23 protein-coding genes are annotated in these 26,217 nt (G+C 58.6%); 5 read left to right on the top strand and 18 right to left on the bottom strand.

Annotated features, from left to right (window positions below; all coding sequences use genetic code 11):
- Window positions 1-197: 197 nt before the first annotated feature.
- The 4 genes from QQZ18_RS02125 to QQZ18_RS02110 form a co-directional block, all read right to left on the bottom strand.
- A complete protein-coding gene (locus QQZ18_RS02125) occupies window positions 198-836 on the bottom strand; it encodes a helix-turn-helix transcriptional regulator (RefSeq protein ID WP_284537610.1) in 639 nt (212 codons plus the stop codon).
- Window positions 837-1,057: 221 nt separating this feature from the next.
- Window positions 1,058-1,627, bottom strand: a complete 570-nt coding sequence (locus QQZ18_RS02120) for a hypothetical protein (RefSeq protein WP_284537609.1) — start codon at window positions 1,625-1,627, stop codon at window positions 1,058-1,060.
- On the bottom strand, window positions 1,624-2,040 hold the full coding sequence (locus QQZ18_RS02115) for a hypothetical protein (RefSeq protein ID WP_284537608.1): 417 nt from the start codon (window positions 2,038-2,040) through the stop codon (window positions 1,624-1,626). Before QQZ18_RS02115 ends, QQZ18_RS02120 begins: the two co-directional genes overlap by 4 nt.
- Complete coding sequence (locus tag QQZ18_RS02110) at window positions 2,037-3,836, bottom strand: MobA/MobL family protein (protein ID WP_284537607.1); 1,800 nt, start codon at window positions 3,834-3,836, stop codon at window positions 2,037-2,039. Before QQZ18_RS02110 ends, QQZ18_RS02115 begins: the two co-directional genes overlap by 4 nt.
- Window positions 3,837-4,254: 418 nt before the next feature.
- Between QQZ18_RS02110 and QQZ18_RS02105 the strand changes: the two genes are divergently transcribed.
- A complete protein-coding gene (locus QQZ18_RS02105) occupies window positions 4,255-4,515 on the top strand; it encodes a hypothetical protein (RefSeq protein ID WP_284537606.1) in 261 nt (86 codons plus the stop codon).
- Window positions 4,512-6,641, top strand: coding sequence for a DotA/TraY family protein (locus tag QQZ18_RS02100; protein WP_284537605.1), 2,130 nt, complete (start codon window positions 4,512-4,514; stop codon window positions 6,639-6,641). Before QQZ18_RS02105 ends, QQZ18_RS02100 begins: the two co-directional genes overlap by 4 nt.
- A 57-nt stretch (window positions 6,642-6,698) precedes the next feature.
- Here the strand turns inward: QQZ18_RS02100 and QQZ18_RS02095 are convergent, their stop codons facing one another.
- The 8 genes from QQZ18_RS02095 to QQZ18_RS02060 all read right to left on the bottom strand — a co-directional run bounded on the left by QQZ18_RS02095 (window position 6,699) and on the right by QQZ18_RS02060 (window position 12,575).
- On the bottom strand, window positions 6,699-7,073 hold the full coding sequence (locus QQZ18_RS02095) for a hypothetical protein (RefSeq protein ID WP_284537604.1): 375 nt from the start codon (window positions 7,071-7,073) through the stop codon (window positions 6,699-6,701).
- A 17-nt stretch (window positions 7,074-7,090) separates the two neighbouring features.
- Entirely contained in the window at window positions 7,091-7,354 is a 264-nt protein-coding gene (locus tag QQZ18_RS02090) for a hypothetical protein (RefSeq protein ID WP_284537603.1), read from the bottom strand.
- Between the two features lie 419 nt (window positions 7,355-7,773).
- Window positions 7,774-8,010 carry a hypothetical protein gene (locus QQZ18_RS02085; RefSeq protein ID WP_284537602.1) on the bottom strand — a complete coding sequence of 79 codons (237 nt, stop codon included), beginning with the start codon at window positions 8,008-8,010 and terminating at the stop codon, window positions 7,774-7,776.
- Window positions 8,003-8,389, bottom strand: coding sequence for a hypothetical protein (locus QQZ18_RS02080; protein WP_284537601.1), 387 nt, complete (start codon window positions 8,387-8,389; stop codon window positions 8,003-8,005). Before QQZ18_RS02080 ends, QQZ18_RS02085 begins: the two co-directional genes overlap by 8 nt.
- Before the next feature lie 104 nt (window positions 8,390-8,493).
- Entirely contained in the window at window positions 8,494-8,781 is a 288-nt protein-coding gene (locus QQZ18_RS02075) for a hypothetical protein (protein ID WP_284537600.1), read from the bottom strand.
- Window positions 8,782-8,822: 41 nt separating this feature from the next.
- Window positions 8,823-9,017, bottom strand: a complete 195-nt coding sequence (locus QQZ18_RS02070) for a hypothetical protein (RefSeq protein ID WP_284537599.1) — start codon at window positions 9,015-9,017, stop codon at window positions 8,823-8,825.
- A gap of 177 nt (window positions 9,018-9,194) precedes the next feature.
- Entirely contained in the window at window positions 9,195-9,656 is a 462-nt protein-coding gene (locus QQZ18_RS02065) for a hypothetical protein (RefSeq protein ID WP_284537598.1), read from the bottom strand.
- A gap of 936 nt (window positions 9,657-10,592) precedes the next feature.
- A complete protein-coding gene (locus tag QQZ18_RS02060; protein ID WP_284537597.1) occupies window positions 10,593-12,575 on the bottom strand; it encodes a hypothetical protein in 1,983 nt (660 codons plus the stop codon).
- 517 nt (window positions 12,576-13,092) lie between these two features.
- On the opposite strand from QQZ18_RS02060, the gene QQZ18_RS02055 reads away from it, so the two are divergent.
- From QQZ18_RS02055 to QQZ18_RS02045, 3 genes are all read left to right on the top strand, one after another.
- Entirely contained in the window at window positions 13,093-13,596 is a 504-nt protein-coding gene (locus QQZ18_RS02055) for a hypothetical protein (RefSeq protein WP_284537596.1), read from the top strand.
- 95 nt (window positions 13,597-13,691) lie between these two features.
- Complete coding sequence (locus QQZ18_RS02050; protein ID WP_284537595.1) at window positions 13,692-14,972, top strand: DNA cytosine methyltransferase; 1,281 nt, start codon at window positions 13,692-13,694, stop codon at window positions 14,970-14,972.
- Between the two features lie 164 nt (window positions 14,973-15,136).
- Window positions 15,137-16,405 (top strand): Y-family DNA polymerase, encoded by a 1,269-nt coding sequence (locus QQZ18_RS02045; protein WP_284537594.1) that lies wholly within the window; start codon window positions 15,137-15,139, stop codon window positions 16,403-16,405.
- 328 nt (window positions 16,406-16,733) lie between these two features.
- On the opposite strand, the gene QQZ18_RS02040 is transcribed toward QQZ18_RS02045, so the two are convergent.
- From QQZ18_RS02040 to QQZ18_RS02015, 6 genes are all read right to left on the bottom strand, one after another.
- Window positions 16,734-17,093, bottom strand: a complete 360-nt coding sequence (locus tag QQZ18_RS02040; protein ID WP_284537593.1) for a DUF2958 domain-containing protein — start codon at window positions 17,091-17,093, stop codon at window positions 16,734-16,736.
- A gap of 216 nt (window positions 17,094-17,309) precedes the next feature.
- Entirely contained in the window at window positions 17,310-18,506 is a 1,197-nt protein-coding gene (locus QQZ18_RS02035; protein WP_284537592.1) for a GIY-YIG nuclease family protein, read from the bottom strand.
- Window positions 18,499-20,559 (bottom strand): DEAD/DEAH box helicase, encoded by a 2,061-nt coding sequence (locus QQZ18_RS02030; protein WP_284537591.1) that lies wholly within the window; start codon window positions 20,557-20,559, stop codon window positions 18,499-18,501. Before QQZ18_RS02030 ends, QQZ18_RS02035 begins: the two co-directional genes overlap by 8 nt.
- On the bottom strand, window positions 20,556-21,338 hold the full coding sequence (locus tag QQZ18_RS02025; protein ID WP_284537590.1) for a hypothetical protein: 783 nt from the start codon (window positions 21,336-21,338) through the stop codon (window positions 20,556-20,558). Before QQZ18_RS02025 ends, QQZ18_RS02030 begins: the two co-directional genes overlap by 4 nt.
- Window positions 21,335-24,118 (bottom strand): class I SAM-dependent DNA methyltransferase, encoded by a 2,784-nt coding sequence (locus QQZ18_RS02020; protein ID WP_284537589.1) that lies wholly within the window; start codon window positions 24,116-24,118, stop codon window positions 21,335-21,337. Before QQZ18_RS02020 ends, QQZ18_RS02025 begins: the two co-directional genes overlap by 4 nt.
- 363 nt (window positions 24,119-24,481) lie before the next feature.
- A complete protein-coding gene (locus tag QQZ18_RS02015) occupies window positions 24,482-26,014 on the bottom strand; it encodes a hypothetical protein (protein ID WP_284537588.1) in 1,533 nt (510 codons plus the stop codon).
- Between the last annotated feature and the right edge of the window lie 203 nt (window positions 26,015-26,217).

Genomic DNA, 26,217 nt, shown 5'->3' with positions numbered 1-26,217 from the left:
TAATACTACCAATATGAACGAGTGAAAGGCGATGGCACGCTGATTATGTCGATGACGACATAGACTGTTTCGGTCCCCCACGAGGGGTTAGAATAAAGCCAGAGCCAAGCTCAATGGCCTCAAGTTTTCATTCCCCTTGAGGGGTAAAAAAGAGCGGCCCGTTTGGACCGCTTTTTTGCATTCGGCACCGGCGCCCCCTATGCTTCGCGAACGATTTCCTGGGCAATTGCCATGGCAATAAGTTGCGCCTCGGTCGCGGCTCCGAACCGTTCGGATAGCCGATCGAAGATGGCATCGATCGTCCGCATGGATAGCCGGAGATGGGCGGCGATGGCGTTCCGGGAATGGCCTTGGGCGAGCAAAGACAGAACCGTCGAGTCCTCGCCCGAGAGCGGTTGAAACCGTGGCGAAAGCGGGATGACCAGCCGAGTCTTCGTGAAGGACAGCAGGAATTCAGCCCGTTTCTTGTTGCCGCCACATGGCAGTAGCAAGCGGTCGTAGACTGCGAAAACATCCTGGATTCTCGTCCGGACGGTATCCATTGCCGGAGCCGCACTCTCACGGGCGTCGAGATAAAACGGCACTAGCGAGGACTGCACGTAGGTCGCGTCGGCGTACTCGCCGAGGCGTGTCCATTTCGCCCGCATATCGACATTATGACGCCGGGCTTCAAGACGAAAATCGTAGGGGTCAGACTCCGCAACATTGTAGACTGTTATGTTCGTCGAGGAGTCGGCAATCCGCTCGCATCGGTCGAAGAGACCGAAAACCGATTGGACATCGTTCGGCTTTGCCGAAGACCACGCGCTGATTGCACAATCGAACGCATCGAGCATCGAAGCCACCCATTTTTTGAATGTATCTATGAGTAGCGCTCTTTAGTGAAATTACAGCCGCAAATATACATACAACCGGATGTTCACCCTTAAAATTCAATCGCCCATCGTCCCAGTTCCACCGTCATCATCCGATGGCTGCGACGACGGGATGATGACGGCTCGATATCGCCAGATGTAGATTGCCGAATCCGTATTCGCGGTCGCAGAGGCGGCCGAAATCAGAGTTGCGAATCCGATGGCGATGAGAGCGGCAATGATGATGCGCATGTCGGACTCGATTTCTGAGTTGCTGCGGGTTTCGGGCCGGATGTCGAGCGATCCGGCGTGATCAGTTTGAGCAATGATCGCCGTCCGGTGCCACGCTCCCGGAACAGGCTCGATGCGGGGGAAGCGGGGCCGCGTCGGTTTCGGGTCGCGGCGGCGATCAGGCGGGCACCCGCAGCATGCCATGCGGCGGCGGCCTGTCGCTGCGAACGACGAACGGCGATGGCCAGCCGAGGCCATTCGTCGTCAGGAACGGTTGCGAAAAACGCCTGCAGCTCGATGTCGTCGGCCACGGTCATATTCGGACCTAACCAGTCGTCCCAGCGCTGCGCCGGCGTTCGACGGCATCGAACGAGTTCATCGGGATCGGCCTGTTTTGCCTCGGTCTCGGTGATCGTCGTCCAGCCGATCCAGTTGCCGGGGAGAAACAAAACCGCCTTTTCCCAGCCGGGAACGGGCCGACCGCTCGCGCGGCGGCCGACGTAGATCCGCACCATGTCGTCGCTGGCCCGAGCGTTTTTCATTTCGGCCTCCACGCCTGGTCCGGCGCGGGGGTGGGGGCGGAAACACTCGGGAATGGAACATCGAATCCCTCGTCGCGGGCATCGTAAATGTTCTGAAGCTCCTCCCGCCCGACTTTACCCCAATATTCGATATCATCAACGATATCAATCGGTTGCATCTGCGCGAGTTTGGCACGCTGCTTGTCGTCGAGATACGAGCCAACGAATGCCTGCAATCCTACATCCAGTTTTTTAAAGGCCTCCTGGTTGCCTCTTGCGGCGTTGACGAGCAAATCGGCGTCTTTTGAGAGTTCCTTGACATTGGCAAGAAACTCTTCTTCGCTCTCATACCAGTCCATGTCAAATTGTGTCATTTCTTCCTCCATTTTTTGCAGTTCAACCATTGTTTTCGTGACGAACGAAATACGGATCACGTCGGCCGCTGTTCGTCCGGCGTCGGGGCTTCGACGGTTGGTTTGGCGATCGAGCCAAGGGCATCGGGATCGTGATCGGCTTCGGCACTGCCTTTAGCGCGCCAGTTATCCAGCTCGGCGACGATGTCGAGCGGACGCTGTTTAGCGAGTTCGGCTCGCTGGTTGTCGTCGAGATATGAGCTGACGAATTTTTTCAAATCCGGATCGAGCTTTTCGACGGATTCGAGGTCGCCTGTGGCGGCGGCGATCAGGAGATCGGCCTCGGACGCGACCCGACGGACGCCAGCGAGGACCTGTTCGTCGGCCTGCTTTTGAGCAACCTCGGCTTCCCATTTTTGTCTGAGGTCGTCGGATGCGGTGTAGCCGATGACGGTCACGCCCTGACGCTGCGCTTCGAGCCAGAGATTTTCGCGGAATTTTTCTGGACCGTGCGATTCAAGCTGCCCGCCCCATTCGTCCGCCGCTTTTTCTACAAGGGCACGAACGGCCTCGTCGCTGAGAGCGCCATGGACGGCTACATAGTCGCCGATATCACGGAGACGACTCTCGCCGACCGCGATCCAAGCCCCGTCGGGACCCTCGGTAACGTCGTGGTAGCCTCTCTCTCGCCATGCATCCGCGAGGGTGGTAACGGCGAATTCGGTGAGGGGCACCGGGCGACCGTCTCGGCGCCCGACAGCGGCGGTTTTTTCGAGATGAGTGACGACACCCCTGGACCCGATGACGGTTTCGGAAAGTGCACTGGCGAGCATCGTCGCCGATCCGGTCGGCCCCCAAACGGAGACCCGGCTGCCACGCACCTCGACCCAGCCTCCATCACTAGTCTGGATGCGGGTGCGATCGCGGCGGCGAACATCAACAAGGTTGATGTCGGCTGCGAAGGGCAACGGATCGAAGTCGGGGAATCGCTGGCGGAGTAGGCCCGTCTTGTAGTCTGTCTTCGCCTCCGACGACGAGAGCCGTGGGAATCCTCGTTTCATCTGGGACATTTCACCCTCCGTTTTTTGTAGTTCTGACAATGTTTCTCGATGTTGACGCATGGCACCAACAGCGGCCGTCCGCCGATCATGCAGCCGTCGGCGGCGAACCGACGCCATTCGACGCTCGCCGATTTGCGGTTCGGGCTCGCGTGGGTCGTTGCGCGCGGCGTAGCTCCGAGCATCGGCACGGCGTTGAGAACCGGCATCGCGGAGAAGGCCGTTGACGATGTCGGCCACACGGGACCGTTCGATTTTGAGCGCCTGGCCACGCTCACCGCCCTGCCGGCCGCCGGATTCGAATAAGCGGGCAAGGTCAGCGTTCCGGGTCGCCGCGAATCCGGTTTCGGTCGCGGAATCGAGCCGCCTCGGGGTGAGCATAATGTGGGCGTGGGGCTGTTCCTGGCCGTCAGCGGCACGGGGACAATGGATGGCAACATCGGCGACGGCACCGGCATCGATATACGGCGCGACAACGGCCTCGACGAATTCACGCCATCCCTCGCGAGGGAGGTCGCGAGGGATGCTCAGTTCGACTTCGCGGGCGCAGACGGCATCGCGACGACGCTCGGCCGCCTCAACCCGATTCCAGAGTTCCGCGCGATCCAAGGACCACGCGGGAGCGTTTTCGGGGGCAAGGACGAAACTCTCGACGACATGGCGCTTGCGGCTGAAATCGAATTCCTTGCCGGTCCGGGAGTCGACGATCACGCTCGCGGAACGGTATGCGGCGGCGGCCGTGGTGCTACGGCCTTTCGACCGCTGAATCACTTTTGCACTGAGGTGAAACAGGGCTTCGGATGCGGGGAGCGATGTCATGGGCGGGCTCTTAAGCGTCGGTCCATGATAGCCGATGACGGATTCGAGAGGTCCTGAGACCTCGAAAATCCGTTGTTCGAGGGGCAGTCGGAACGGTTTTCGACTGCGGGGAAAACATCGGGGCACTTAAGCGTCGGCTCAAATTCAGGGGCGAAATCAATGCACGGGTTTTCGAGTATAAAACGGCCTTGAAAACGGACTCCGGCCGTATCACTCGCGCCGAATGTAGAGTTTAAGCGCCGTCCGAACATGTAATCCACCTCCAGAAGTCTCCAGACAGGCAAGCTGCGTCACTTGTGACGCTTAAGCGCGCCTTTCAGGAATGTCTTCATGGGTTTCATCTTCCTACCGTACTTGTGCCGGCGCAATATCAGGTGAATTATAATCTCAAACGGAAAGGCAACTTTGGAGGGATTACATGGTCGATTTGTCGGCGCTGAAACAGCGAAAGGCCGAACTCGAAAGCCGCCTGGCTCACACCGAAACCGCATTGAAATCGGCGAAGCGGGCCGACGACTCTCGCCGGAAAATCATCATCGGCGGAGCTGTTTTGGCGGCGATGCGGGCGGGGGAAATCGACGGATCGACGGTGCGCGGAATCCTCGGCCGACATGTCGCCGATCGCGACAAGCGGCTCTTCGATGGCTCGTCGCTCGCGATCGGGGAGCCGGGACAATGAGCTCGATCGACATAACCGCCGCTCCGGACCTATTCAGATCGCTCCCCGCATCGGACTGGTCAGGTCGGATGATCGATGCGATTTTCGGCACGGCCACGGAGGCATCGTCGGTATCTGCGCTGCTCGGAATCATTGCATCCGGCCTGGTGATCATCGGCGCTCTGTGGATGGGCTATGGCATCCTCAGCGAGATCGTGGGCGCTGCGAGAACCGGACGGCCGATATCGGATTCATCGTCCGGCGCTTGGATGGCGCTCCGACCCGTCATCGGATTCGGAATGCTCGTTCCGATCAGCGCGGTAGGTCTCTCCGGCGTCCACTATCTTGTCAAAGAAGTGGCAACGATTAGCGCCAATCTGGGAAACGCGGTCGCTCTGCAATATGTTGAAAACGCAACGGTTTCAGGCAATTCATCGTTACCGATTTCAGGCTCCGGGCAATCGCTCGTTTATGGGTTGGTGCGCGCCGAGGTCTGCTTGGCCGTGCGATTGCGGGCTGGGCGGACGCTCGGGGAGGAGACCACTCCAGCGGCGCGGATTCCGGCCGCATCTGGGATAGCGATCCAGAGCGGTGAACGGCGGAGTTGGTGGACCAACGAGGTCACGGAGGCAGGGCGAGTCAGCGGATACGCATGGGACTATGGTCCGGCGTGCGGCTCCTTGACAGTTTCGAACCCTGAAAATTTCGGAGATTTCGGAACGACGCGGAGGCAGGCGGTTGCGGCTGCGGTAACGGCCATCCGAGATATGAGCATCGGAGAGTCGATTGCACCCGTGTTTGACGCGCCCGGCTCTTCTCCGAGGTCATCGGGAGACACCGACACACTGAATAAATCGATCGTCGCGTCGTGGCGAAACAGCGGCGCTTTAGTTGGCCGGCTCGTTGTGCGTCTTAACGATATTGCTAGTGATTATGACCGCACGATTTCACTCGCCGCGCGGTCGACGGCAACAGCATCGGACACGGGGCTCAGGGAAAAACTCGTTGAGCATGTCAGAGCATGCGGCTGGCCCTGCGTTGGCGGATACTATCGCATACTCGGCACGTTGAATCTGGCGGCGGCGTCGGCGGCGGCTGAAAAGCCGACGATAACCCGACCCGATTCGGCCGCATGGGGGCTATATGGATCGAGCATCGGAGAGGCGCTGAGACTCATTGACAATCAAATACTTGTGGAAGGCGAGGATGTCAGGTTGGAGGCTGATGATCTCCGGACGCAGGCTGATGACGATGCGGAATCAACGTTCTCGAAAATAACTCAAAGCATTACTCAGCCGCTCAAAGACTATTTTACACAGTATAACGGGTTTTCGGCAGATCCGATTTCAGATCTCATGAATACCGGAAATCACTTACTGGTGGCGTCAGAAACGGCGTTTGGGGTCGGAGCGGCGGCGTCGGGAGGTGCACACTTTTTCGGGTCTGCGGCGGGCTCGGTGTTCGATTTTCTGATGCGCGCGGGATGGCCTGCGATCGCGGCAGCATATGGTGCCGGGGTCATGCTGCAATATATTAACCCAATGATTCCATGGATTTATGTTACTTTCGCATATCTCACATGGGGCTTAGAGCAACTAGTCGCTTCGATCGCGGTCCTTGTCTGGGCGTTCGGGCATCTGAGGCTTGATGGTGGGAGCTTCGTCGATCGCGCACAGGTATATGGATATGGATCGCTGTTCATCTCGATTTTACTCCGCCCGGCGATCATCGTGGTGGCATATGTAGCGGCAATATCCGTCAGCATTGTTGGACTGAATTTTCTGAAATACTCTTTTTCATTCGCCTCTGACGCAGCGATAGTCGGTTATACGCTCGGGGTATCAGGTGTTTTGGTCTATGGAATACTTGTCGTCGTGGTCCAATTTGTCGCGTTCCATTTCATTTTCCGGTCGATCCTGACCGCTCCAGAACGCGTCGGGCAGTGGCTCGGATTGCAGATATCGTCCTGGCGTGAGGGCGAGGGCGGCGCGGTGATCATGGGTGCGATCGGCGGGCGGCTCGGCGGCATGGGTCGCGGAGGGCTACCGGGAGTCAAAGGGGGCGGCACGAAATCGGCGTCGGCAACACCGATCCATGGAGATGGGGCTGGGGCGTCGGCGGGGCCGGGAGTATCACGGCCGAATTGATAAAGAAAAGAGGCGGTTCATTTGTGCCGCCCCTTTTGTTTTCAGTCACGACCCACGTCAATCTGTCTTCATGATCGCGGCGGCGAAAGCACGGCGATATTCTGGCGGTAAGCAGCTAATTCTCCATAGGACATTGTGGCGTCCGCCGACTGCCTCGGCGGCATCGACATCGCCGGCGGCCATGAGAGCGGCAGCGACCACAAAGCGCGGGAAGTCGCCCATCTCCAGCATTTCAGGCACTCCGACCACTTGGGAGTACCAGTCCGCCGCGCGGCCTTCGGCGTTCCACGCTATCCGTTTGGCAATGACCGCGTCCTGGAGGCCGGCCCAGGTCTCGATGGTGTCGATCGGGATCATCGGCAAGACGCGACGCAGCAGCTCGCCTCCGATACCATCGCGAAATGCTTTGAAGCTCAAGTCACTGTTTTTCATCCGGCTTCCTTTCTTGTTCAGTGAGCGTAGAACGCGGGCACTGGTCCACGAGGGGCGAGATTCACAGTCACGAGATCGCCTACGATTTCGGCCTCAATGTCGTCGTCGTCTGGGCAGTGACCGCAGATCGTCAGCCCCGCGACCTCGACGGCGTCGATGATCTCAGCATCCGTCGCGCCCTCGGCCCGCATTTGCACAGCAATCGCGGCGGCGGCCTCGGCGACTGTCTTTATGAGCGGGCAAATGCTGCATGCCAGGAGTCCACAAGCAACTGATTTCATTGAAATATATCCAGAAGAGCGAGCGCTATAAAGCGCCCGCGAGGTGAAGGGCAATCAAAGTGGTGATCGGCGTCAGGATCGGCAGGAGGGCTGCGATTTCGGCCCAGTGATCGCGGATGCGGTAGTGCATGGCGGCCTCCTCAGTGACCGAGCCACGCGACGAACGCCAGGATCGCGAGGAACCATGCGAGGGTTATCGCGGGTGCGAGGGCGTAGAGAACGGCGGCGAGGGCGCGGCGAAGGCGGTAGGACATCGAACTTGCTCCTGTTCCCGACCGCCTGTGGCGGTCATCATGGCCTCCGATATCGTCGATCCGGGCGGGTAGCTGCCTGTCGCACGGCGACACGCTGGCGCTTGGGCATGAGCGTCAACCCGATCCGGACTCGATGTAAGGAAAAAGCCTGATGACTGCTGGCGGTCAGGTTAGGAGACCAGATTTCGAGATCCAGCCGGCCGCGACGATGACAACACAGAACGCCACGCCGAGCGCGATTTTGTCGGATTTAGTTGCAGCGGCGAACGCGTAGATTACGGCAATGACCGCGAAAACAGCATTGCTAATGCCGATCATCTCAGTGATCAGCCACCCGACCGCGATCATGATGCCGCTGTCGCCAATAGCTTGATTTGCAAGCGATTTCAGTTTGTTAATCATGGCGCACCTCCTCTTTGGCCTCGGCGTCAGCATAGTGCCGCACCCAATCTCGAATTTCTGAATCAAAGAGGTTCCAATCCTCACCACTCGGGTTTCGCCCGGCGAGTTCACGAAAGTCAGCCGTAAAAGCCTCGGTGAAAAACTCTCCGTAGTCAGCATTGGGATCGAGCGCGCCGTTGATGATCGCATCCCCGGTTTTATCGGTCTGGATGCGAAACTCTTCGACGGCATCGGTAGCAGCGCCCGAATCCTCGGTCATGTAGCGAGCGGCGAGGTAGAAGGAGACCTCCGCCGCATCCGCGAACACGACCTTCAGCGCGTATCCTTCGTTATGTGCGCTGGACATTAAGTCGCTGATATCAAGATTGATTTTTGTCATGTTGCAGTCCTTTTCGTCTTGTTCGCCGTGGGGAGTTTCATGACGGGAGGCTGGCCCTCCTAGTCGCCGTCCGCATCGCGGGCGGCGATTGAGCAGGGTCAGTGTCACGCGTCGATGATGAGATCGCCGAAGAGCGTCGTGAAGCGATCGGCGTCGAGCTCGGCCTCCTCGGCGAACGCCATCGCGTCGGCCGTATCGATCGGCCGGATGCCCCCGCCCCCGGCTTTACCGCCTTCGACACGGCCCCCCCACCGGCTCAGGGCGCCACCCTCGCCAGCGAGAAAAAACGCGCCCTTCTGCGTCCGGTAGAGCGTCGTATCCTCGTATCGAAAATCAGACCGCGACCCGATATCGATGCCGCACACGCGATCGGCCGTGTCGGTATCGTACATCCGGCCGTCAACAACTCTTTTCATATCAAACCCTCCGTTGATCAGGCATTTCCGAGAAACGCGCGGGCGATTTCGAGGGCCTTCGGATCAGCGGCCTCCGGGTCGAAAAAATAACCACGCGCAGCGGCATCGCAGATGCGCCGGGCCTCGCTCATCTGCCCCTTCGTGGCCTCCGCGACCAGAGCATCGATCGTGGCCCGCTGCTCGGCGGTGCGGGAGTTATAGAGTCGGTCCATATGTGGTTTCCTTGTTCTGTTGTCCGCCTGTGTGCGGGGAGGCTGGCCCTCCTAGTCGCCGTCCGCTGATCGGGCGGCGATTGAGCAGGGTCAGAGCGGGCGTCGGTTGTCGCTCTGGGGCACGTTTGATGCTGAAGAGGAAGCCCGCCCGCAGCGGGGCGGTATAGGCGTCATGCGTCAGACGATAGCCTCTTCGCCGTCGTCGGGGAGCGGCGTCGCCATGCCGGCAATCGCCACAGCGGAAGCCGCGCGGAGGGCTTCACGAGCCGCGCGGAGGGCCTTCGCGGGGGTCGGGTATTCGTCGAAAAAGATCACATCGACATCAAAATCGATCTTGATGATGTGCCAGTACTCGCGATCCGGGACCCGTCGTCCACTTCCGGTGGTGTAGTCGCCACCGAATTCAATTACATCGTTGGCCTTGACGGTGGTCAGATCGACGATGCGACCGCGCTGCGGCAAGTACGTACGAGTCATCCTGGCCGCGTTCGGACCCGCCAACACCGCACACCAGTTGCCCCCGCGCTTGTGGGTGCAAAAGCACGGCGACTCGACCGATCCGCCGTCCATAGGCCATCCGCTGTGCTCTTCGCCGCCGGTCATCTCGTCCGCCGCGTCGGCGGTCTGGATCTCACTCATTACACTCTCCATCTTTGCTCGGCCTCGCCAATACCTGGCATCGCCGTTCACGTTGCCACCGTAGCAACACAACCATTGGAACACGTCTACGTCGTCGGCGCAACAGTTCAGGATAAGTTGATGTGGTCATAGTTAACGTGCATTTTCGGACATACACCTTATGTCGTCTTGTCATCTATTTCGTGTGCATGAAATTAGTACTGCAAGTTAACCGTATATTGAGGCGACGAATCCGTTACGGTGTTTTTTTATTTCGCGCTCATCGGATTCACAATTTCATTTATTTCGCGCTCATCGGATTCAAAATTTCATTTATTTCGTGCTTCGGATGGGAATTAACCAACTGCGAATCCGCTGCGGAACGGATTCCCTTCTCAAGGATCACGAGACTGAGAGCGTCGTGCGTTCGCTGAGCGAGGCGGTCAGCGATGGGGTTGACGGCATCGACGGCGGCATAGGCTGGCTTTGGTCCTGCCCCCATGGGGGTGGGACCCAGCATCGAAGATGCGTGAGACAGCCGCCGACCAGGCCGTCACCATCGGGCCGGCTCCGGCGACTATGCGGGAGGAGCGGTCGGCGGTACGCCGATCAGGGCGGGACACGTGGCCCGCCCGGAAGCGAGGGAGCATCGTCGTTGGAAGCCAGATGGGGAACCCCGAGCGGGGAAAATTTGGGTAGGGAATCATACAGGCCAAACGGCCGAAGGCCTCTGGCGGCCTCGCAGGACGGTTTTAGAATCGCGTTAAACGGGTGGAATGGCGGAAATGGTTGGATTTACGACTATGGCGGGAAAATGAAGGTTTGGGGATTCCGATCCCCCTCCGGGCCTATCGGTCCGGCTGCGGTCCCCCAAGGGACCTCACGCCCCACGCGGGGGCGACTTCGGTTCTCCGCCATCGGATCGGGTTAACCCGATCCTCGGCGTTGCGGATTGGGCTAAGCGGCAACGGGCAACGAGTCGTCCCACGGCGGCGGTTCGGACGGTGCACGATCCTGCGACGACAGCCACGACTCATATTCGATCAACGCGATTACGTCCTCATCATCCTCATCATCGCCGAGGGACGGCCGGGCAGCATGAGACCACCATTGAGCACCATCCGACGATGATGGCGGGGTGAAGTCGGATGGGACAGGACGGAAAGGCAAGATTGTGGCTGACGGGACAGTTGCCGGGGCATCGTCACGGTCCGAGCCACCATCCTGAACCGTGGTGTGATGTGATGATGGAGCGCCGGAACAAACCCGTGCTATTTTTCTAAGACTGTCTGTCGTACGCATTTTAACAGATGTTTTCGGGGCCTTAGAAACAACGGTCGCCGCCTCGCCCCAAAGCCGCAAAACCGTTCTGTACGCGACTCCGGCGCGATCCGCGACGGCGGCCTTGGTGATCTTCAAGCCTTCGGCACGAAGGGCTTCTATGGCCTGCCGGATCGCGTCTATGGAAGCATCCCGACGGGTGCCCGCAGCGTGCCGCCCGCCAGCCGCCTGGCGGTCATGAAGCGACAGACCGGTGAGAGTGCCGCGAAGGACACCCGGGTGTGCCGTCCGACGGCGGGCGGACGGGTCGAAGTGCCGCGCTGCCCACCGACAAACGGAACCTAACATCGCCATCGCCTTGCGCGGAGGAACGCCTTGCATTGCATGGCGGGCGTCGTGCCCCAGCGCGGCGACGAACGCCTCGGCGAGGTCGTCGCCCGTCAACGCGCCGCGTTCGTCTCCGTCTGCGCCCCACTGACGAGCGAGTGCCCAACACGCCGCCGTCGCATCGCGGAAAAACTGATTGCTCTGGCATTCATCGATGCCGACGGCGCGCGCTCGGACGGCAACCTGTCGCTCGGCCATGGTTATGTCGTCCTCGCCGATCCACTGCTCCAAGCGAACGAACATGTCGCGTAGCGTCATGGGATCGCGCTCATTCAAAATTGCGACCGACCAATGAGGGCAAAGTGGATTTTTGACACGCATCGGATTCGACAAACCACCCAAGTCGGAACCGACGTCGATCATGGCCGCCGTCAACGCCCGCGCGACCGCATGGTATAAGCGCTGGGGGGCTGGAAATGCCTTGGAATCGAAGCGAACTCGGCTCTTCTCTGGGAGCAGCCAAATGAAGTGCGGGCGCACGATTCTGCCGTCACTGAGTTCGTCGCCGACGACGATGTGTGGCAGCAAGTCGATGCTGTCGAGCACGTCAATTAGCGCCAGCCGGAGCGCATCCCACGATGCAAAGACGCCATCACAATCGATCCGGATAAAGCCCCTCACGCTCTTTTGGCCTTCGACGTAGGGCTCGTCGAGCCCAAGCAACTTGCTGCCGATCGCCCTGGTGAACTCCTTGGTTCCGACCATAAGTGACTGTTTCAGCACGGTTTCATCGGTATTGCGCGCGGCGGGGCGGGCTTTCGGCAGGCAGCTAGCGAACAATTTCAAAAGCGGGTGTTCATCGCTCCGGAGACCTAGGTAGGTGAATGCCGACCGCTCCCGCCCCGTGGCGGGGTCCTCGCCGCCCGCCCAACGGTAACCGGCGACCAGACGGTCGATGATGGCCTCGCGCCGATTCCTCATCGCGTCGCGGATATCGAGCTCTTTCACAACGCGGCGGCGGATGCCTTCTTCAGTGGCATGCGGGAACTTCTGCCGAGCCTTCTCGGCTAGGTCGGCTTTCAGGAGATCGTCGCTGGCAACGTGCCACGCGTCCGAGATCGACCCGACGGCTCCCGACGCGAGCATCTCGCGCGCCGCCTCGCGTATGAGAGCTTCCCGGATCGACCGTTCGGCATCGCGCACAAGGCGAGCATTTTGGCGGCGGGCGCGGCGAAGGTCGACTTTTTTGACATGCGCGGCCTCGGCGGCGGAAGCGAAGGTGATAGTGCTCGGACCTATGGAGCCCGCAGCACCATCCGCCCATGTTTTCACAGAACGGGGCAAATTTTGTTGACAAGTTTGGTTAGAAGGGGGCGTCGGCTGGCTGGGTGCGTATCCCAGCGCCGCGCTCACCGATTAACGGCGCGGGGCTTGACTGCAATGCGGCTCGGGATCAGCATGATCTTGTCCTTGCAAAGACCCCCGCGAGTGGTTCCAGCCACGATGACCGGGGGTCTTTCTATTGGACCCACCGTCGGATTTTGGCGTCAAGCCGCCGACATGGCCGTTCCGCATCCGAAACAAATGTCTTCGAGGAAATCAGCAGCGTATAAGCCATAGGGCATCGCCCGGAGGCCATTCGCGACCCCGCCGACGGACCCTTGGGCAGCATAAAGAGGGAGGGAGCCGAAAGGTGCCCGGACGGGACATTCTGCGCCCGTCAGAGGGGACACCATCGTGACCTTACCCTTATCGTCGCTCCCACAGCTTGCACATGGCCTGAAAGGCTATCTGCTTATGGCATGCTCGTATGATAAGCGGACTCATTCCCTTCCGCAGGAGACATATTTTGGTCGCTGCATCCACTCTCCTCGGCGCTGCCGGCGAGCACTATGTCATGTCGGTATTGCTGCGCCACGGCTTCATCGCGGCACTGGCGCCGGTCGGTGTACCGAACTGCGACATCGTAGTGACGGACGATATAGGTGACCGGCTCTGCGCCGTGCAAGTCAAGACACGCATCGATAAGGGCAGCGATGGCGGCTGGCACATGAGCAAGAAGCACGAGTCGATCAGTTCCCCGAGGCTATTCTATTCGTTTCTCGATTTTGGGATATCGCTGACGTCACCGCCAGCATGCTTCGTTGTGCCAAGCGAAGTGGTCGCTGATGTAATCAAGCGATCGCACCAAGCCTGGTTGAAGGCCCCTGGAGCAAAAGGACAAGAACGCAACGACACCGATTTTCGTCGCTTCCTGCCCGACTTTGAACGCAAGGGGTTGATGATCGGCTGCGGTCCGGGCTGGCTTGAACCATATCGCGAAGCGTGGGGTATCCTCGCAGCGCGAACATAAGGACCGCATGTCAATCGTAATGAACTTTTTCGTTACGCCTTCCGGGTACGAATTCCCTCTACGATTGAGGATTCGCAGGAGGGAAGAGGGTGCGGGTGGTCGATCTTTTTTGCGGCGCTGGCGGCCTGTCGCTAGGCCTTCGTAGAGTCGGATTCGATGTCGTCGGAGCATTCGATTTTTGGGATGCGGCGGTCGATGTCTATCGACGCAATGTGGGCGACCATGTTCACCTCGCCGACATCCGGGATGTCGTCACACTCGCCCCGACGGTCTTGGACCTGCAGCCAGACATCATTGTTGGCGGGCCACCGTGCCAAGATTTCTCGCCCGCTGGCCCGCGAATCGAAGGCGAACGCGCGGAGTTAATGATTGCTTTCGCGATGACGATCGTGATTGCCCGGCCTCATTGGTTCCTGATGGAGAATGTAGCGCGGGCGCAGAAATCCGCGACTTGGGCACGCTCGCGGGAAATTCTCAAAAGAGCGGGATACGGGCTGACTGAAATCGTCGTCGATGCCTCCTGGCTTGGTGTCGCGCAAACCCGCCGACGGCTGATCGTCGTCGGACGTCTCGGGGAAGCCGACGACTTCCTCACGTCTGAAATCGGTGCAGCACGGCGATCACGACAGACGACGATCCGCGACGTGCTCGGCGACGATGTCGGGGGACAGGTCTACATCCCCCCCCGCCGATACGGATGCGCTGCGGTTTGGCCGACGGATGCACCTGATCCCACGCTGCGGACCGCATCGCGAAGCCCAGGGGCGAGCGGCGGGCAATACATATTCGTTCGCCCATTCGGCGGCGGTCGCGGCGTAAGGTCGATCGACGAGCCGGCGCCGGCACTGGTGCGGACATCACGCGAGCCGCCTGCGTCTGGATATCTGTCGAATCCTTCGCCGTTGGATCCCGTGCCAGCGAACAAGGTGCCGCATCTCAGCCAGCAGCAGACATCGCATTTGCAGGGATTCCCCGAGGATTGGGATTGGAGTCCCGCTCGGCGTGTCCGGGACATTGATCAGATGATTGCGAATGCGGTCCCGGCGCCGCTGGCGGAGGCCATCGGTCGCCTGATCCTCGCAAGACACAGGGGGGAAAGCGTGCCGGCGACCGACGGCGGATTTTCGGATTGGCTCCAGGCTCAAGGCGTGACGGGACAGGTACTGAGGAACCGGCGTCACGCTCTAGGACGAGCGCGACGTCTTCTCGGCGGCCGCGTCTTCGCCGAAATTGGCGAAGAGCTGCAAGCGCTCGGTGACGCAGACGGATTCTCAGATTTGCCTGCGTCGACGAGGTCCGACCTCCGAAGCGTGCTCCGGGCGCATGCCGAATGGCGGGCAACGACCAAAGCATCACACGCCAAGTTATTCAAATAACTTCGCAATATGGGATGTACCAAGTAGCGTTCCAAGGAAAGTAGTCGTCTAGACAGAGCGTCAATTGCTGACTCTCGACGGCAACTGACTCGCACCTGTCAGGATTGACGACACTTCAGATCAAGAACATAACGCGAACATTCACCCAGGCATGCGAGTCTAAAATGAGACAGCCGGAAACCATTGAGAGGTTGTACCTAGACTTCGACGGCTTTTTCGCGAGCGTCGAACAGGCGGCGAACCGCAAACTCCGTGGCCGTCCAGTGGGTGTCGTCCCGTATGAAGGCGGCGGCGACCGGGCGATGCTGATCGCGGTTTCGAGGGAGGCCAAGAACGCCGGCATCACGTCGCTGATGAGTGTTGGAGAGGCGTTAGCCAAATGCTGCGATCTCGTGACCGTCCCTCAGAAACCAGACTTGTACCGCCGGGCTCATAACGCGCTCCTGTCGGAAATCGAGACGATCATTCCGATTGATACCGCGAAGTCGATCGACGAGCTGACATGTGTCTTGGCCGAGGACGGGAGACAACACCCCGAAGATCTGGCTTGGCGGGTGAAGACGACAATCCGTGATCATGTGACGCCGGTCATAACCTCGACGATTGGCTTTGCGGCCAATAGGCAGCTGTCAAAAATGGCCTGCAAAGCGGGGAAGCGGAGCCGAGGGAGCTATGGGGACGGGATGGCCGTCTGGCATCCCAAGGATATGCCCGCCCCGTTGTTCAAGGTTGGCTTGGACGACATCCCTGGCGTCGGCTCGCGTTTGGCTTTCCGCTTAAAAGGCATGGGCATCTATACGGCTGAGGATCTCTATAACCTCCAGCCGAAACACATGAGGAAAATCTGGCGAAGCGTCGTCGGTGAGCGGATGTGGTATGCGCTCCATGGGTACGACATCCAAGCCCCAACGAGCCAACGCGGCATGTTCGGTCATGGTCGCGTTCTGCCTCCAGAATCTCGCACGAGGACAGGAGCTAAGGACATCAGCCGCTTGTTGCTGACGAAAGCGGCCAGACGTCTCCGGCGGGAAAGCTACTATGCCGGGGCCTTATCGCTCTGGCTTTCCCTACGCGAGGGATCGTGGTTTAGGCAGCTTCCGCTTCCCGTGGTCCACGATGATCAGGCCATCCTTTCCGCTCTCGCATTGCTTTGGCAGGCCTTCGATTCCGAGCACCCAGAGCGGCTGTCTGTTTTTCGGATTGGTGTGACGCTTCTCGAACTGACGCCCGCGAATGAACGGCAATTGGACTTTCTCCTTGCGGACGATACTAGGCGAAAGTGCTGGGAGGCAGCATCCGTCGCCGTAGATGCCTTGAACGCCAAATACGCCGGAACCGTTGTGAGCCTTGGCACATGGAAGCCACCCAAAGGCGGAAATGTGGGCGGTAAAATCTCTTACACACGCGTTCCGACGTCAGAGGATTTTTGGTGATGGCGAAGCACAAAGGTGGATGGCAATCTCAGATCCAAGTCCAGGATCTTTCAGAGGCTCAGAAGCTCGAATGCACATGCAAGGTGTGCGGCCATGTGCATTACCTGTTTAGGGCGTCTCTGGCGGGCCGAGAGCAGGATTACCTCGATGAGGTGCAAGCTACCGAAAAATGTTGGGCAAGGGGCTGCGGTGGCCCAGTGCGTTTGGCGTTTGTCAGGACTGACGAACTGAGTGGTTTCGTCGGAGGCATGGCCTAAATTCAGGGGCACCAAGGATGGCGCCATTGGTCAGCAAATCGGAGGTGGGTGGAGCTGAGGGTTAGGGCGTTTCATGCGACGATCCTTCCTTCAGCGTGGGCAATGGCGGCATATACCGACAACCTGCCAACGGCGACGAAGTGCCGATCTCTCTCGACAGGGAGACCAAGGCGGCCGCGTAGCGATGCAATGTCGGATAGCCGCACGGAGCCCAATTCGGGTGAGCCGAGACCTAGGTCACAAAGGCCGAAGGCGAGATCGTTGTCTACAGGATCAATCTCAGACAGCAACCATGTGGCGGAGCCATCGGGCGTGAACAATTTCACGACAGGGAAATGATCTATGGTCTGACCGTCCTTTGAAATCCTAACTGCGTTTTCACGGCCGTTTTGGGCTAGGCGTTCGAAATGAAGTTTCGTTATGAGTGCCATGGTCTAGTCTCCGCGCTTGGTAATCGCCCCCAAAGGACGCATGCACGAAGACGGGTCGGGAAAATCGTCAAGCACAGGGAGAACACGGCCACAAAGGGGGTGGAGCGGGCGTCCCTTGCTTTATCGATGCGAGCCGTCAGGAAAAGCGATCCTCACCTGAGGGCGTATCTACGCGGACACGACATGGCACCACACATGACCACATCAGCTTCGTCCTTAGTCCGACCGAACAAGTGACGCTGACGCAGGGTCATAGACATAATCTATGATTGAGCCGTCTCGAATTCGGGCCACGACCTCCTCGACAACGAACAATGGCACTAGAAACCACTCCCGGGGCATGATCGGCTGGCCGAAGCGATCCTTGATTTCGACATCCAAGCGGGCGGCGCCAAAGACCTTGTGGATCAAGGTTTCGAGCTTGGCGCGGTTGATGTTGTAGAGCTCATAAGTCGCGACGATCTCGACATCGGCCATGAGGTAAGTCGGATCGAGGCGAGCGTTGGCGATACGCCGCTCGACGCTGCCACCCGTTACACCGATCTTGTGCAAGATTTGACGGTTGGCGATGACCAGTGGATGGTCGGATTTGCTCCGCAACACATAGATCGTGCCGCTGGACCGATCGTCATCGCCAGTCTGGTCGTCAAACAATGGTCCGGCACTTGGCTCGGTGATCCGCCGTCCAGCCTCATCCTTGTAAAGTGCACGCTGTAGCGACCGCAGAAGTAAGTCGCTCTCGGTGCCGTTGGAATAGATCACACGGAGGCGTGCATCCGTTTCGCCGTTCGGCGCCTTGATCGGCTCTCCGACCTCGGCGACATAGGCGGTCTGGCCACCAAGGATAAAAAACTGACCAGCCTGGATATCCGACTTTAGGAAGCCGGCATCCTTGACGAACGGCCTCGTAATCCGAATTCCGCCAGCAAGATCGTTCTGCACCTGCTGGAATAAGGGCTTGAAGGTATCGAAATCGAGGCACTTTTCTCGGCTCGCGATCTCCTCTGCCTCGCGCTTTTCCGCGCTGGTCCGCACATGGCGCAGCTTGGTGATGTCGGATGAACCCGCCGCGCCCTCCAGCTCGGCGAGCAGTTCATCCTCGTCCATAGTGTCAGCAGGCGCGGCTGAGGTCACAAGCGGTCCGGTTAGCAATCCCTGATGATCAAACGGCGAAAGAAGAGTCCGGCAATCGTCCAGTGCGCGCAAACGGTCAAGCCGCACAGCGTAAAGCCTCTCAAAGATGTCGCCGTCCTCGCCATGTCTTGGTGCATGGCCGTGCTTTTCGACAAACCTCTGGATCTCCTCGAAACCTGCGATGATGCGTTCATCGCGAGGTGAACGACCGCCGCTCTTATCCGGTTGGGCAAAATCCGCCAATTCGTCGCGCAATTCGTCCAGATCGAAGTCACTCATAGCGGCCCTCATCCTTGAAGCGGACGAATGCGGCGGCGCCTTCCGCGAGGTGCTTCTCCCAGGCATCGGACGAACCGATCGATGGCAGCCGACCACGCTCGCGCTTGAATTCGACTGCGCGCTTGGCGATCACCTTGGCCTCGTCTGGCGTGAGGCTGGTTCGCTTGGCGGCGATAGCTGCGGCGACCTGCTTCAGGCTCTCCTCGCTCATCGTCTTGGCGAGGATGGCATAGGCTTCGCCAAACGGATTGACCCTGTCGATCAAGTCGATGTCCAACTCCTTCACATCCATCGCGAACTTGCGCACGCCATCGACGAAGGCGGTGTTGCCCTTTCCCTCGCCGAGCGAACTTCCGGCCGCGAACTCTTTCGCTTTCTGGGTCAGGTTCAGTGCCGCCACAGCATGCTGGCGCACGGCTTCCTGGTCCTCGGCGTCGAGATGTGGGAACTTGTCCTTGATGATCTTGCCCATGCGTACCTGAGTGAGTTCCTCAGGCACCAGTTCCTCGTCGAACAGGCCCCGCTCGATCGTCGTCTTGTCCTGCACGAAGGCAGCGATCACCTCGTTCAGGTCCTCTTGGCAGATCCGCGTTGCCTCCTCGCTCTTGGGCGTGGCAAGGCCTTTGATCTCAATTTGGAACTTGCCGGATTCCTCGTTGAAGCCGACATTGCACTTATTCGGATCGTAGCCACCCTCGCCATAGTCAAAACCCGGCGTCGGCTCGTTTTGCGGATTCTTCGGCTTGAACTCGAAGCGAGGTGCCAACACCTGCTCCATCAGCAGGCTCGCCGCGATCGCTTTCAGTGTGTCGTTCACCGCTTCGGTCACGATGTCGTCGGCGGCGGCAGGCTCGGCAATAAGGTTCGAAAAGCGCGCCCGGGTCTTACCCGGTGCATCACGGGTGGCGCGACCGATGATCTGCACGATCTCGGTCAGGCTGGAGCGGTAGCCAACCGTCAGTGCGTGTTCGCACCAGATCCAGTCGAAGCCTTCCTTCGCCATGCCGAGGGCAATGATGATGTCGACATGATCGCGGTTGTTCTTCTGCGCGGGGTCTTTCAGCGCGGCGGATACGCGGTCGCGCTTGGAAGCATCATCATCGACCAGATCGGCGATGTGCAGAATCCTGCCTTCCACAGTTTTGACCAATTGAAAGCCGGTGGCGGGATCGGTTCCCTGCCAGGCGCCAAGCTCCTCAATGATGTGCTCCACCTCCTTGATCTTGTCCTTCGTGCTCTCGCGCGAATTGACATTCGGGATGTGGATAATTGTCTTCTCGGCTGGGTTCAGAACCTTCAGAATGTCGTCGACATACGAGTCCGAATAGAAGAAATAGCCGATGTCGAGCTGCTTCAAATATTGATAGCCGTTGAGCTGCTCATAATAGGTGTAGGTGACACTCTCGAACCTGCCTTCATCCTGTGGCGCCAGCACCGCCTCGGCATCGCCCCGGAAGTAGGATCCGGTCATCGCGACGATATGCACGCGGTCGCGGGTGATGAAATCGCCCAGATGCAGGCCGAGCTTGTTATCGGGATTAGCCGAGACGTGGTGGAACTCATCGACTGCGATCAGCCGGTCATCAAAGGCTCCAACTCCGAATTTATCGACGGCGAAACGGAAGGTTGCATGGGTGCAGACCAGCACCTTGTCGCCACTTTCAAGGAACGCGCCGAGTGCATTGACCTTCCCGCCATTATCGTTGCCCGGCGCGTCGCAGAGGTTCCACTTCGGCTCGACATGCCAGTCGGCCCAGAAGCCGTATTTGCTCAGCGGCTCGTCGTGGAAGCTGGAGCCGATAGACTTTTCTGGAACGACGATGATCGCCTGTTTGACGTTCTGATGGGTCAGCTTGTCGAGGGCTATGAACATCAGCGCGCGGCTCTTGCCCGAAGCTGGCGGCGACTTGATCAGCAGATATTGCTCTCCGCGCTTTTCGAACGCACGCTCCTGCATCGGGCGCATGCCAAACTCGTTCGCTTTGGCCGAACTGCCGTTGGTGGCGTATCGCACCGAGACAGAAGGGACCGATTTTGGCGTGTTGAAGGTCATTTCGTCTTCCCCTGTGGTTGGCCGGTGCGGTCTTTCAACAAAGCCTTCCCAAACCAGTCGGGCACGTCCTTGACCTGTGACTCTAGTATATTCTCCGGCACCGCTTGCCAGAACGCGACAATAGCGTCAGAAAATGCCTGAAACTGATCCTTGGTCACCTTCAAATGGGTGTGGTCACGATGCTTCACATCTGAGAAAGCGCCACCCGATCCGCTGAATGGGTCTTCAAGGTAATCGGGAAATTTCTGCTTCAGATCCTCCAGGGACTTGCCCTTGCCGTGCTTATAGACGTTGACCACAAGACGGCAGGCATCAAGCTGGCGAAAGTAGTCAGTGGTGGAAATAGTCCAGCCAAGGCTTTCTAAGAGTTCTGCAATCTGACAGAAGTCAGCCGACCAGACCTTTAGCTCTGCAACATCGCCACGATGCCAGTGCTGAATCTCACGCACCAGCCAGTCACGAAACTGCTTGTCCCATTCGTGAAACATCCCGGCGACCACACTCAAAATTGTCTGGTCACGCATACCGCTCAGAAGGCCGTAGAACTCGATCCCGGCATCATTGGCAGCCTCATAGAAATCACCGGGGTCGTGCCGATCGGGGTCAAACCAACCACTGCTTTTCTCAAGCCAGTCGTCGGCAGCCTTATCGGCTTCGGAGCTGATATCTTCAAACTGGGAGAGCAAGCGCTTTTGTGCCTGTTCAACATAGAATGCGTGTCCGTCAATCAAGGACTGTCGAAATGGCCCCCACATCTGAAACAGCACATAATCGCTCATGCTGACGTTCCCTGCCTCGCCTTGGAGGTCTTGTTTGGATTGGCAGTCATCTTGGTGTACAGCTCGAACAGCTTTTCGAGCCGCTCGGTGTCGTTCTTGAATCGGCGGCCGATGTAGATGCGCTCCAGCACCTCATCGTTGCGCTCATGGGCCTCGCGCAGATCGGCGGGCATGGCGTCGGGATCGTAGAGATCGGCGATAGTCGCAGGAAAATGCGCCTCGCGTGTTAGCAGGATGTCTTCGGCGCAGTGGGTGAGGTCAGCTTTGTTCTTTTCGGTCAATGTCGGCACTGGAAAAGTGTTCCACCCGAGGGTGTTGGAGTACCGAAAATCTGTTTTCATCTTTCCGCAGACCGTAGCGATCCACATCAGATGCAAGCGTGATGCGATGAGGGCCATATTCCAAACGGGAGCATCGTACAGGGCGAAGGCCAGATTCGATATCAACGCTCCGGGGGGGAGATAACCGACCGGAAGATATTCTCGCGTCTCGGATGAGACACTCGGAACAACGATAGCGGTTTCATCGCCACGTTGGCGAACCTCGCCAAAGCGATAAGGCACTTTTGCAAGCTGTTTGGTTGTAGAACGGTTTGAAGCAGCCCTCTGCGCTCGAACAGATTCAAATCTGTCGGCAAGCCAGTCGTTCTTCTTTGCTTCAGCGTATTCCGCATCAGTTACCCAGATGCACCGGCGCTCTTGCCCACGAATAAACTCCTGAGAACCAAGGAATGGGCGGATGAAACAGCGCCTCACTCCATGCCGTGCCACTGCCTCCTCTGCCTCAGCTTGGTTTAGGAGAAGGTATCCTCCTTCATTCGGCATGTTGCCGAAGCTCATGTCGTTGAGATCGGACAAAGGCTTTGGTGAGGGCTGCACCATGATATTCGGCCCACCAACCAAGTACGGATTTATGTTTTCCAGCTCGCGCAAGATCGTTTCTTCACGTCCGCCCGTAGAATAAAGGCGACGAAAGGCGGGGAGATCTCTGGCTATGCCGACAATCACAACCGTTACACCAGCGTTATGGCTCGCTAAATTTGCCCATTTGAAACTCGTATGAGCAAACGCGATCTCGTGCATAGTTGCAAAGATAAGCGACCACAGCGTATCAACTTGCCGACCCTGGCAAATTGAATTGGTCGAGACGAAGGCGGAAGCAGCAGTAGTTTTGGTGCCATAGTCTGCGGCCTTCATGAACCACCCAGACACGTAGTCCAATGATTTCCAATTAGCGGTGCGACTATCAAATATTGCTTTGAGATCTGATTTTTGGTCGTCCGTTTGTCCCTGGCTGCCCTTGTAAGGGGGGTTGCCGCAAATATATGTTTCTCCGCCTTCGTTCTCGAAGTCGATCTGCGCCTGATTGAGCGGTGTATGAAACAGATCGTCGGCGTGGTGCTTCACGCCCGTTCCGGTCGGTGGGCAGATGCTGAGCCAATCGAGCCGCAGGGCGTTGCCGCAGGTGATCCAATTCTGCGCGTCGAGCGGCAGGAAGTCGCGCAGCGCCTCCTTCTGGCCGCGATAGAGCACGTCGCATTGATATTCGGCGATGATGAGCGCGAGGCGCGCTATCTCGGCAGGAAAATCGCGCAGTTCGATGCCGCGAAAATTCGTCAGCGGGATCTCGCTGCGCCGGTCGGCTTCGTCGCGCCGGCGATTGATCTCCGCCTCGATGGCCCGCATTTCCTTGTAGGCGATGACGAGGAAATTGCCCGAGCCGCAAGCCGGGTCGAACACTCGGATCTTCGACATGCGCTTGCGCAGATTGAGCAACATGCGCGCATTGTCGCCAGCTTCATCCAGCTTCTCACTCAGGTCGTCGAGGAAGAGCGGGTTCAACACCTTCAGGATGTTTGGCACGCTGGTGTAGTGCATGCCGAGCGCACCGCGTTCGTCGTCGTCTGCCACGGCCTGGATCATTGACCCAAAAATATCCGGGTTGATCTTCTTCCAGTCGAGGCTGCCGATATGCAGCAGGTAGGACCGCGCGATGCGGCTGAAGCGCGGCACATCGGTGCTGCCGGAAAACAGCCCGCCATTCACATAGGGGAAGCGGCCGGCCCAGCGCGGAACCCCGGCAGCGGCGTGCGCTTCCGCTTTGGTGTTCATGGCGCGGAACAGTTCGCTGATCACCTCATGGGTGTTTGACGAATCCTTGGCGCTCATGGTCTCGATCGCCGAAGTGAACGCGGCACTGCTGTCGAAAATCTCGGTGTCTTCAGCGAAGAAGCAGAAGATCAACCGCGCCATGAAATGGTTCACGTCGTGCCGGCGCTGCGCCGTGCCCCATTCGGGGTTGTCTTTCAACAGTTCGACATAGAGCCTGTTCAAGCGGCTGGTCGCCCGGATGTCGAACGAGCTTTCACGGACCTGCTTGACCGTGGTGATGCCCGCCAGCGGCAGAAAGAAGCCGAAGTGGTTTGGAAAGTCTGAATAGGTGCACGAGATCGGCGCGTCGTCCGTCGTGCGGTCTTCGGCCTCGAACAAGTCGCCATCCGTCGCCAGAACGAATCGCGCCTTCGCCCGCTCTGTAGCCGGGCTCGCCTTCAACGCCCCCAGTGTGCGCGTCACATCGCCGGGCTTGCAGGTTGCGATATGGATGTTGTTCGTCTGAAGCACGCCGCCAAGATCGGACTTGTTGGACTCACCCTTGCGCAGGCGCCTGAGCGTCGTCTCCTTGTTCCCAAAGGCTTCAAGGAACGCATAGGGAAACTCCTCGGCGTCGAAAGGCTGTTCGGCCAGCGCGGAGATGGCCTCCTCGATTTCGACAGGGTTCAAGACAACTCCCCCAAAACGCAAACTCAGCAATGTTCGCGATTCGCGAGCATCACTTTGAAATCGGCTGCAATCCGCCCAATGGGCGCTGTCTGGACGAGTATAGCCTACCAGCAGTCTTCGGCATGCTGCCCAACGTTACCATTTCCATATTTCAACAGGGAGGTGCGATATTCGAATGAAACCGATAGCGGCAACATACGGATTCTGAGGGCCAAACGGCGTTCGGACTCTCCGAAATAGGAGCAGCGTTCGGATATCCGTCATGGCAGCCGCCCCCTTTGGGAGGGCGTCCGCGCTTTTTCGGACGGGCCTCGGGAGGAGTTTCGTTCGTCACGAAATTCACTCCCTGACACGACGGACGATTTATCCGCGTGATGAGACTCGCCGCTTCGAGGGTGCCGCCGGGGTCTGCATGGCCGGGAGAAAGGGCGAGAAATCCACACCGTCCGGGAGTGGAGCCTCGTAGATGTCTTTGGCTTGGTATTCTTTGAGAGACTTGGCGCCGTACTTTCCAGAAACCCCTTTGACCGCGTGGCCATTGTAGATGTCGGCCGTTCTGTCGGTGCAGTACTGGCGGATCCAGTCCTTGTTGTTGTGCCGCAGCGAATGGAACACTTGGACGGTTTTCTGATGGATGCCTAGCCGCTGCATCCATGCATTCAGGCGCTTTGAAGCCTCGTGGGCCGGATCGGCGGATTTTTGGTGCCATCCTGCGAGAATGAATGGTCCGGGTTGAGCCTTCGCCCAAGCGACGAAACCGCATTCAACGAGGAATTTCGGTAATACCACCACGCGTTTGGATGTTTTGGTTTTCAGCTCGCGAGCGACTTCCTTGCCGTCAATTGTGAGATCCGGCCATAGGGTAACGGCAGGTAACCCATTCTCCTCAATGAAGTCCGTCGGCTGGAGATAAACAATTTCCGCAAGGCGCATCCCGGTGAGGAGGCCAACCAACGGCAGCCAACGCATATGCTGCAGCCGGACGCGGGAAGCGTCGGCAAGCCATTTTGTAATGGCGTTGGGGGGGAGGGGATCACGGTCTTTCGGGGACGCGGCACTGTCCGGCATTGTGATTCCGTAGCCCGAAAGGTCCCGCACCCCAACAATGTCTGCTGCAACACGCTTCCACAAACCAGAAACAATGTTCCGGTGGTCCCGGACCGTAGTCTCCGACATGGTCGGATGGCTGCACTTAAGGGACTTGTTCCTTTCGATGGCCACTTTGTAAGTCAGCCCTCGAAATTCCTTTTTCTCGCTTACTTTTATCGGTAGCTCGGCGAGACCGTTTACAAACCTCTGCATGTCACTTGGCTTGTATTGGCAGAGAGGTTTGTCGCCGACAATATTAAGGAAAATGCGGGCTGCGGTTTCCATCTTGTCGGCATAACGCGATGGCTTCCCGCCTTTCTTCAGCGCTTCGGCTCGCGTTGAAAGAATGTCTGCCCAGGCCACGGAAAGGAGCTGCTGGGCCTCCTTTGTTGCGGCGGCGGAACTTGCAGGCTCAGGAGCATCGGCTCCGTACAAGGCCCGATATTGCGTCTCTATGCGGTCATTGACCATTTGCTCGATAGCGTCAGTCGCGCGGAGACAGTCCTGTGTTGTGGGGGCTCTGTGCCCTGCAGCTTGAAGCGCCGCCGACCCCTCGTCATACCGTGCATCAAAGATGCCGACCTCATCGTCCCACTCGCCCGATTCCTCATGAAAATGAGGGACGGCGAAGCGTTCAACGAGGTCTTTTGCCAACGTCTGACGGGCATCCCGGATTTCGGCGGGGAGCATGTCGTCGATATTTCGGAGCAGGCCGTTCCACGGCTCCTGTCGGAGCCACCAACGGCAGGCCGCAATAAGATCCTCGTCGGAGATTGGGCCTTTCGAGGGAGATGAGAGCTTGACCACCAGGATCTCCAGTAGGCCCGAGGCCAGCATGGAAGCCCGACGATGAGCCTCCGCAGCTGGGAGCACTCCCAGCCGTTTCCTGAAGTGAGTAACTCCGAGGCGCTTTACGAAAGGTTGAGGAATACGAATCTGGAAATAATAAGTTGAGTCGCGACGGAAGGCATACATGGCGAGGTATACATCCTGGTATACATCGCGCCCTA

Source organism: Pleomorphomonas sp. T1.2MG-36, assembly GCF_950100655.1.
In the GTDB taxonomy this organism is placed as follows: domain Bacteria; phylum Pseudomonadota; class Alphaproteobacteria; order Rhizobiales; family Pleomorphomonadaceae; genus Pleomorphomonas.
This window is presented reverse-complemented; position numbering and strand designations above follow the sequence as displayed.

Bases quoted from the DNA above. Each gene is read 5' to 3' on its own strand.
- QQZ18_RS02125 (WP_284537610.1), bottom strand. From the start codon at position 836: ATGCTCGATGCGTTCGATTGTGCAATCAGCGCGTGGTCTTCGGCAAAG.
- QQZ18_RS02120 (WP_284537609.1), bottom strand. From the start codon at position 1,627: ATGAAAAACGCTCGGGCCAGCGACGACATGGTGCGGATCTACGTCGGC.
- QQZ18_RS02110 (WP_284537607.1), bottom strand. From the start codon at position 3,836: ATGACATCGCTCCCCGCATCCGAAGCCCTGTTTCACCTCAGTGCAAAA.
- QQZ18_RS02105 (WP_284537606.1), top strand. From the start codon at position 4,255: ATGGTCGATTTGTCGGCGCTGAAACAGCGAAAGGCCGAACTCGAAAGC.
- QQZ18_RS02100 (WP_284537605.1), top strand. From the start codon at position 4,512: ATGAGCTCGATCGACATAACCGCCGCTCCGGACCTATTCAGATCGCTC.
- QQZ18_RS02095 (WP_284537604.1), bottom strand. From the start codon at position 7,073: ATGAAAAACAGTGACTTGAGCTTCAAAGCATTTCGCGATGGTATCGGA.
- QQZ18_RS02090 (WP_284537603.1), bottom strand. From the start codon at position 7,354: ATGAAATCAGTTGCTTGTGGACTCCTGGCATGCAGCATTTGCCCGCTC.
- QQZ18_RS02085 (WP_284537602.1), bottom strand. From the start codon at position 8,010: ATGATTAACAAACTGAAATCGCTTGCAAATCAAGCTATTGGCGACAGC.
- QQZ18_RS02080 (WP_284537601.1), bottom strand. From the start codon at position 8,389: ATGACAAAAATCAATCTTGATATCAGCGACTTAATGTCCAGCGCACAT.
- QQZ18_RS02075 (WP_284537600.1), bottom strand. From the start codon at position 8,781: ATGTACGATACCGACACGGCCGATCGCGTGTGCGGCATCGATATCGGG.
- QQZ18_RS02070 (WP_284537599.1), bottom strand. From the start codon at position 9,017: ATGGACCGACTCTATAACTCCCGCACCGCCGAGCAGCGGGCCACGATC.
- QQZ18_RS02065 (WP_284537598.1), bottom strand. From the start codon at position 9,656: ATGAGTGAGATCCAGACCGCCGACGCGGCGGACGAGATGACCGGCGGC.
- QQZ18_RS02045 (WP_284537594.1), top strand. From the start codon at position 15,137: ATGAGACAGCCGGAAACCATTGAGAGGTTGTACCTAGACTTCGACGGC.
- QQZ18_RS02040 (WP_284537593.1), bottom strand. From the start codon at position 17,093: ATGGCACTCATAACGAAACTTCATTTCGAACGCCTAGCCCAAAACGGC.
- QQZ18_RS02035 (WP_284537592.1), bottom strand. From the start codon at position 18,506: ATGAGTGACTTCGATCTGGACGAATTGCGCGACGAATTGGCGGATTTT.
- QQZ18_RS02030 (WP_284537591.1), bottom strand. From the start codon at position 20,559: ATGACCTTCAACACGCCAAAATCGGTCCCTTCTGTCTCGGTGCGATAC.
- QQZ18_RS02025 (WP_284537590.1), bottom strand. From the start codon at position 21,338: ATGAGCGATTATGTGCTGTTTCAGATGTGGGGGCCATTTCGACAGTCC.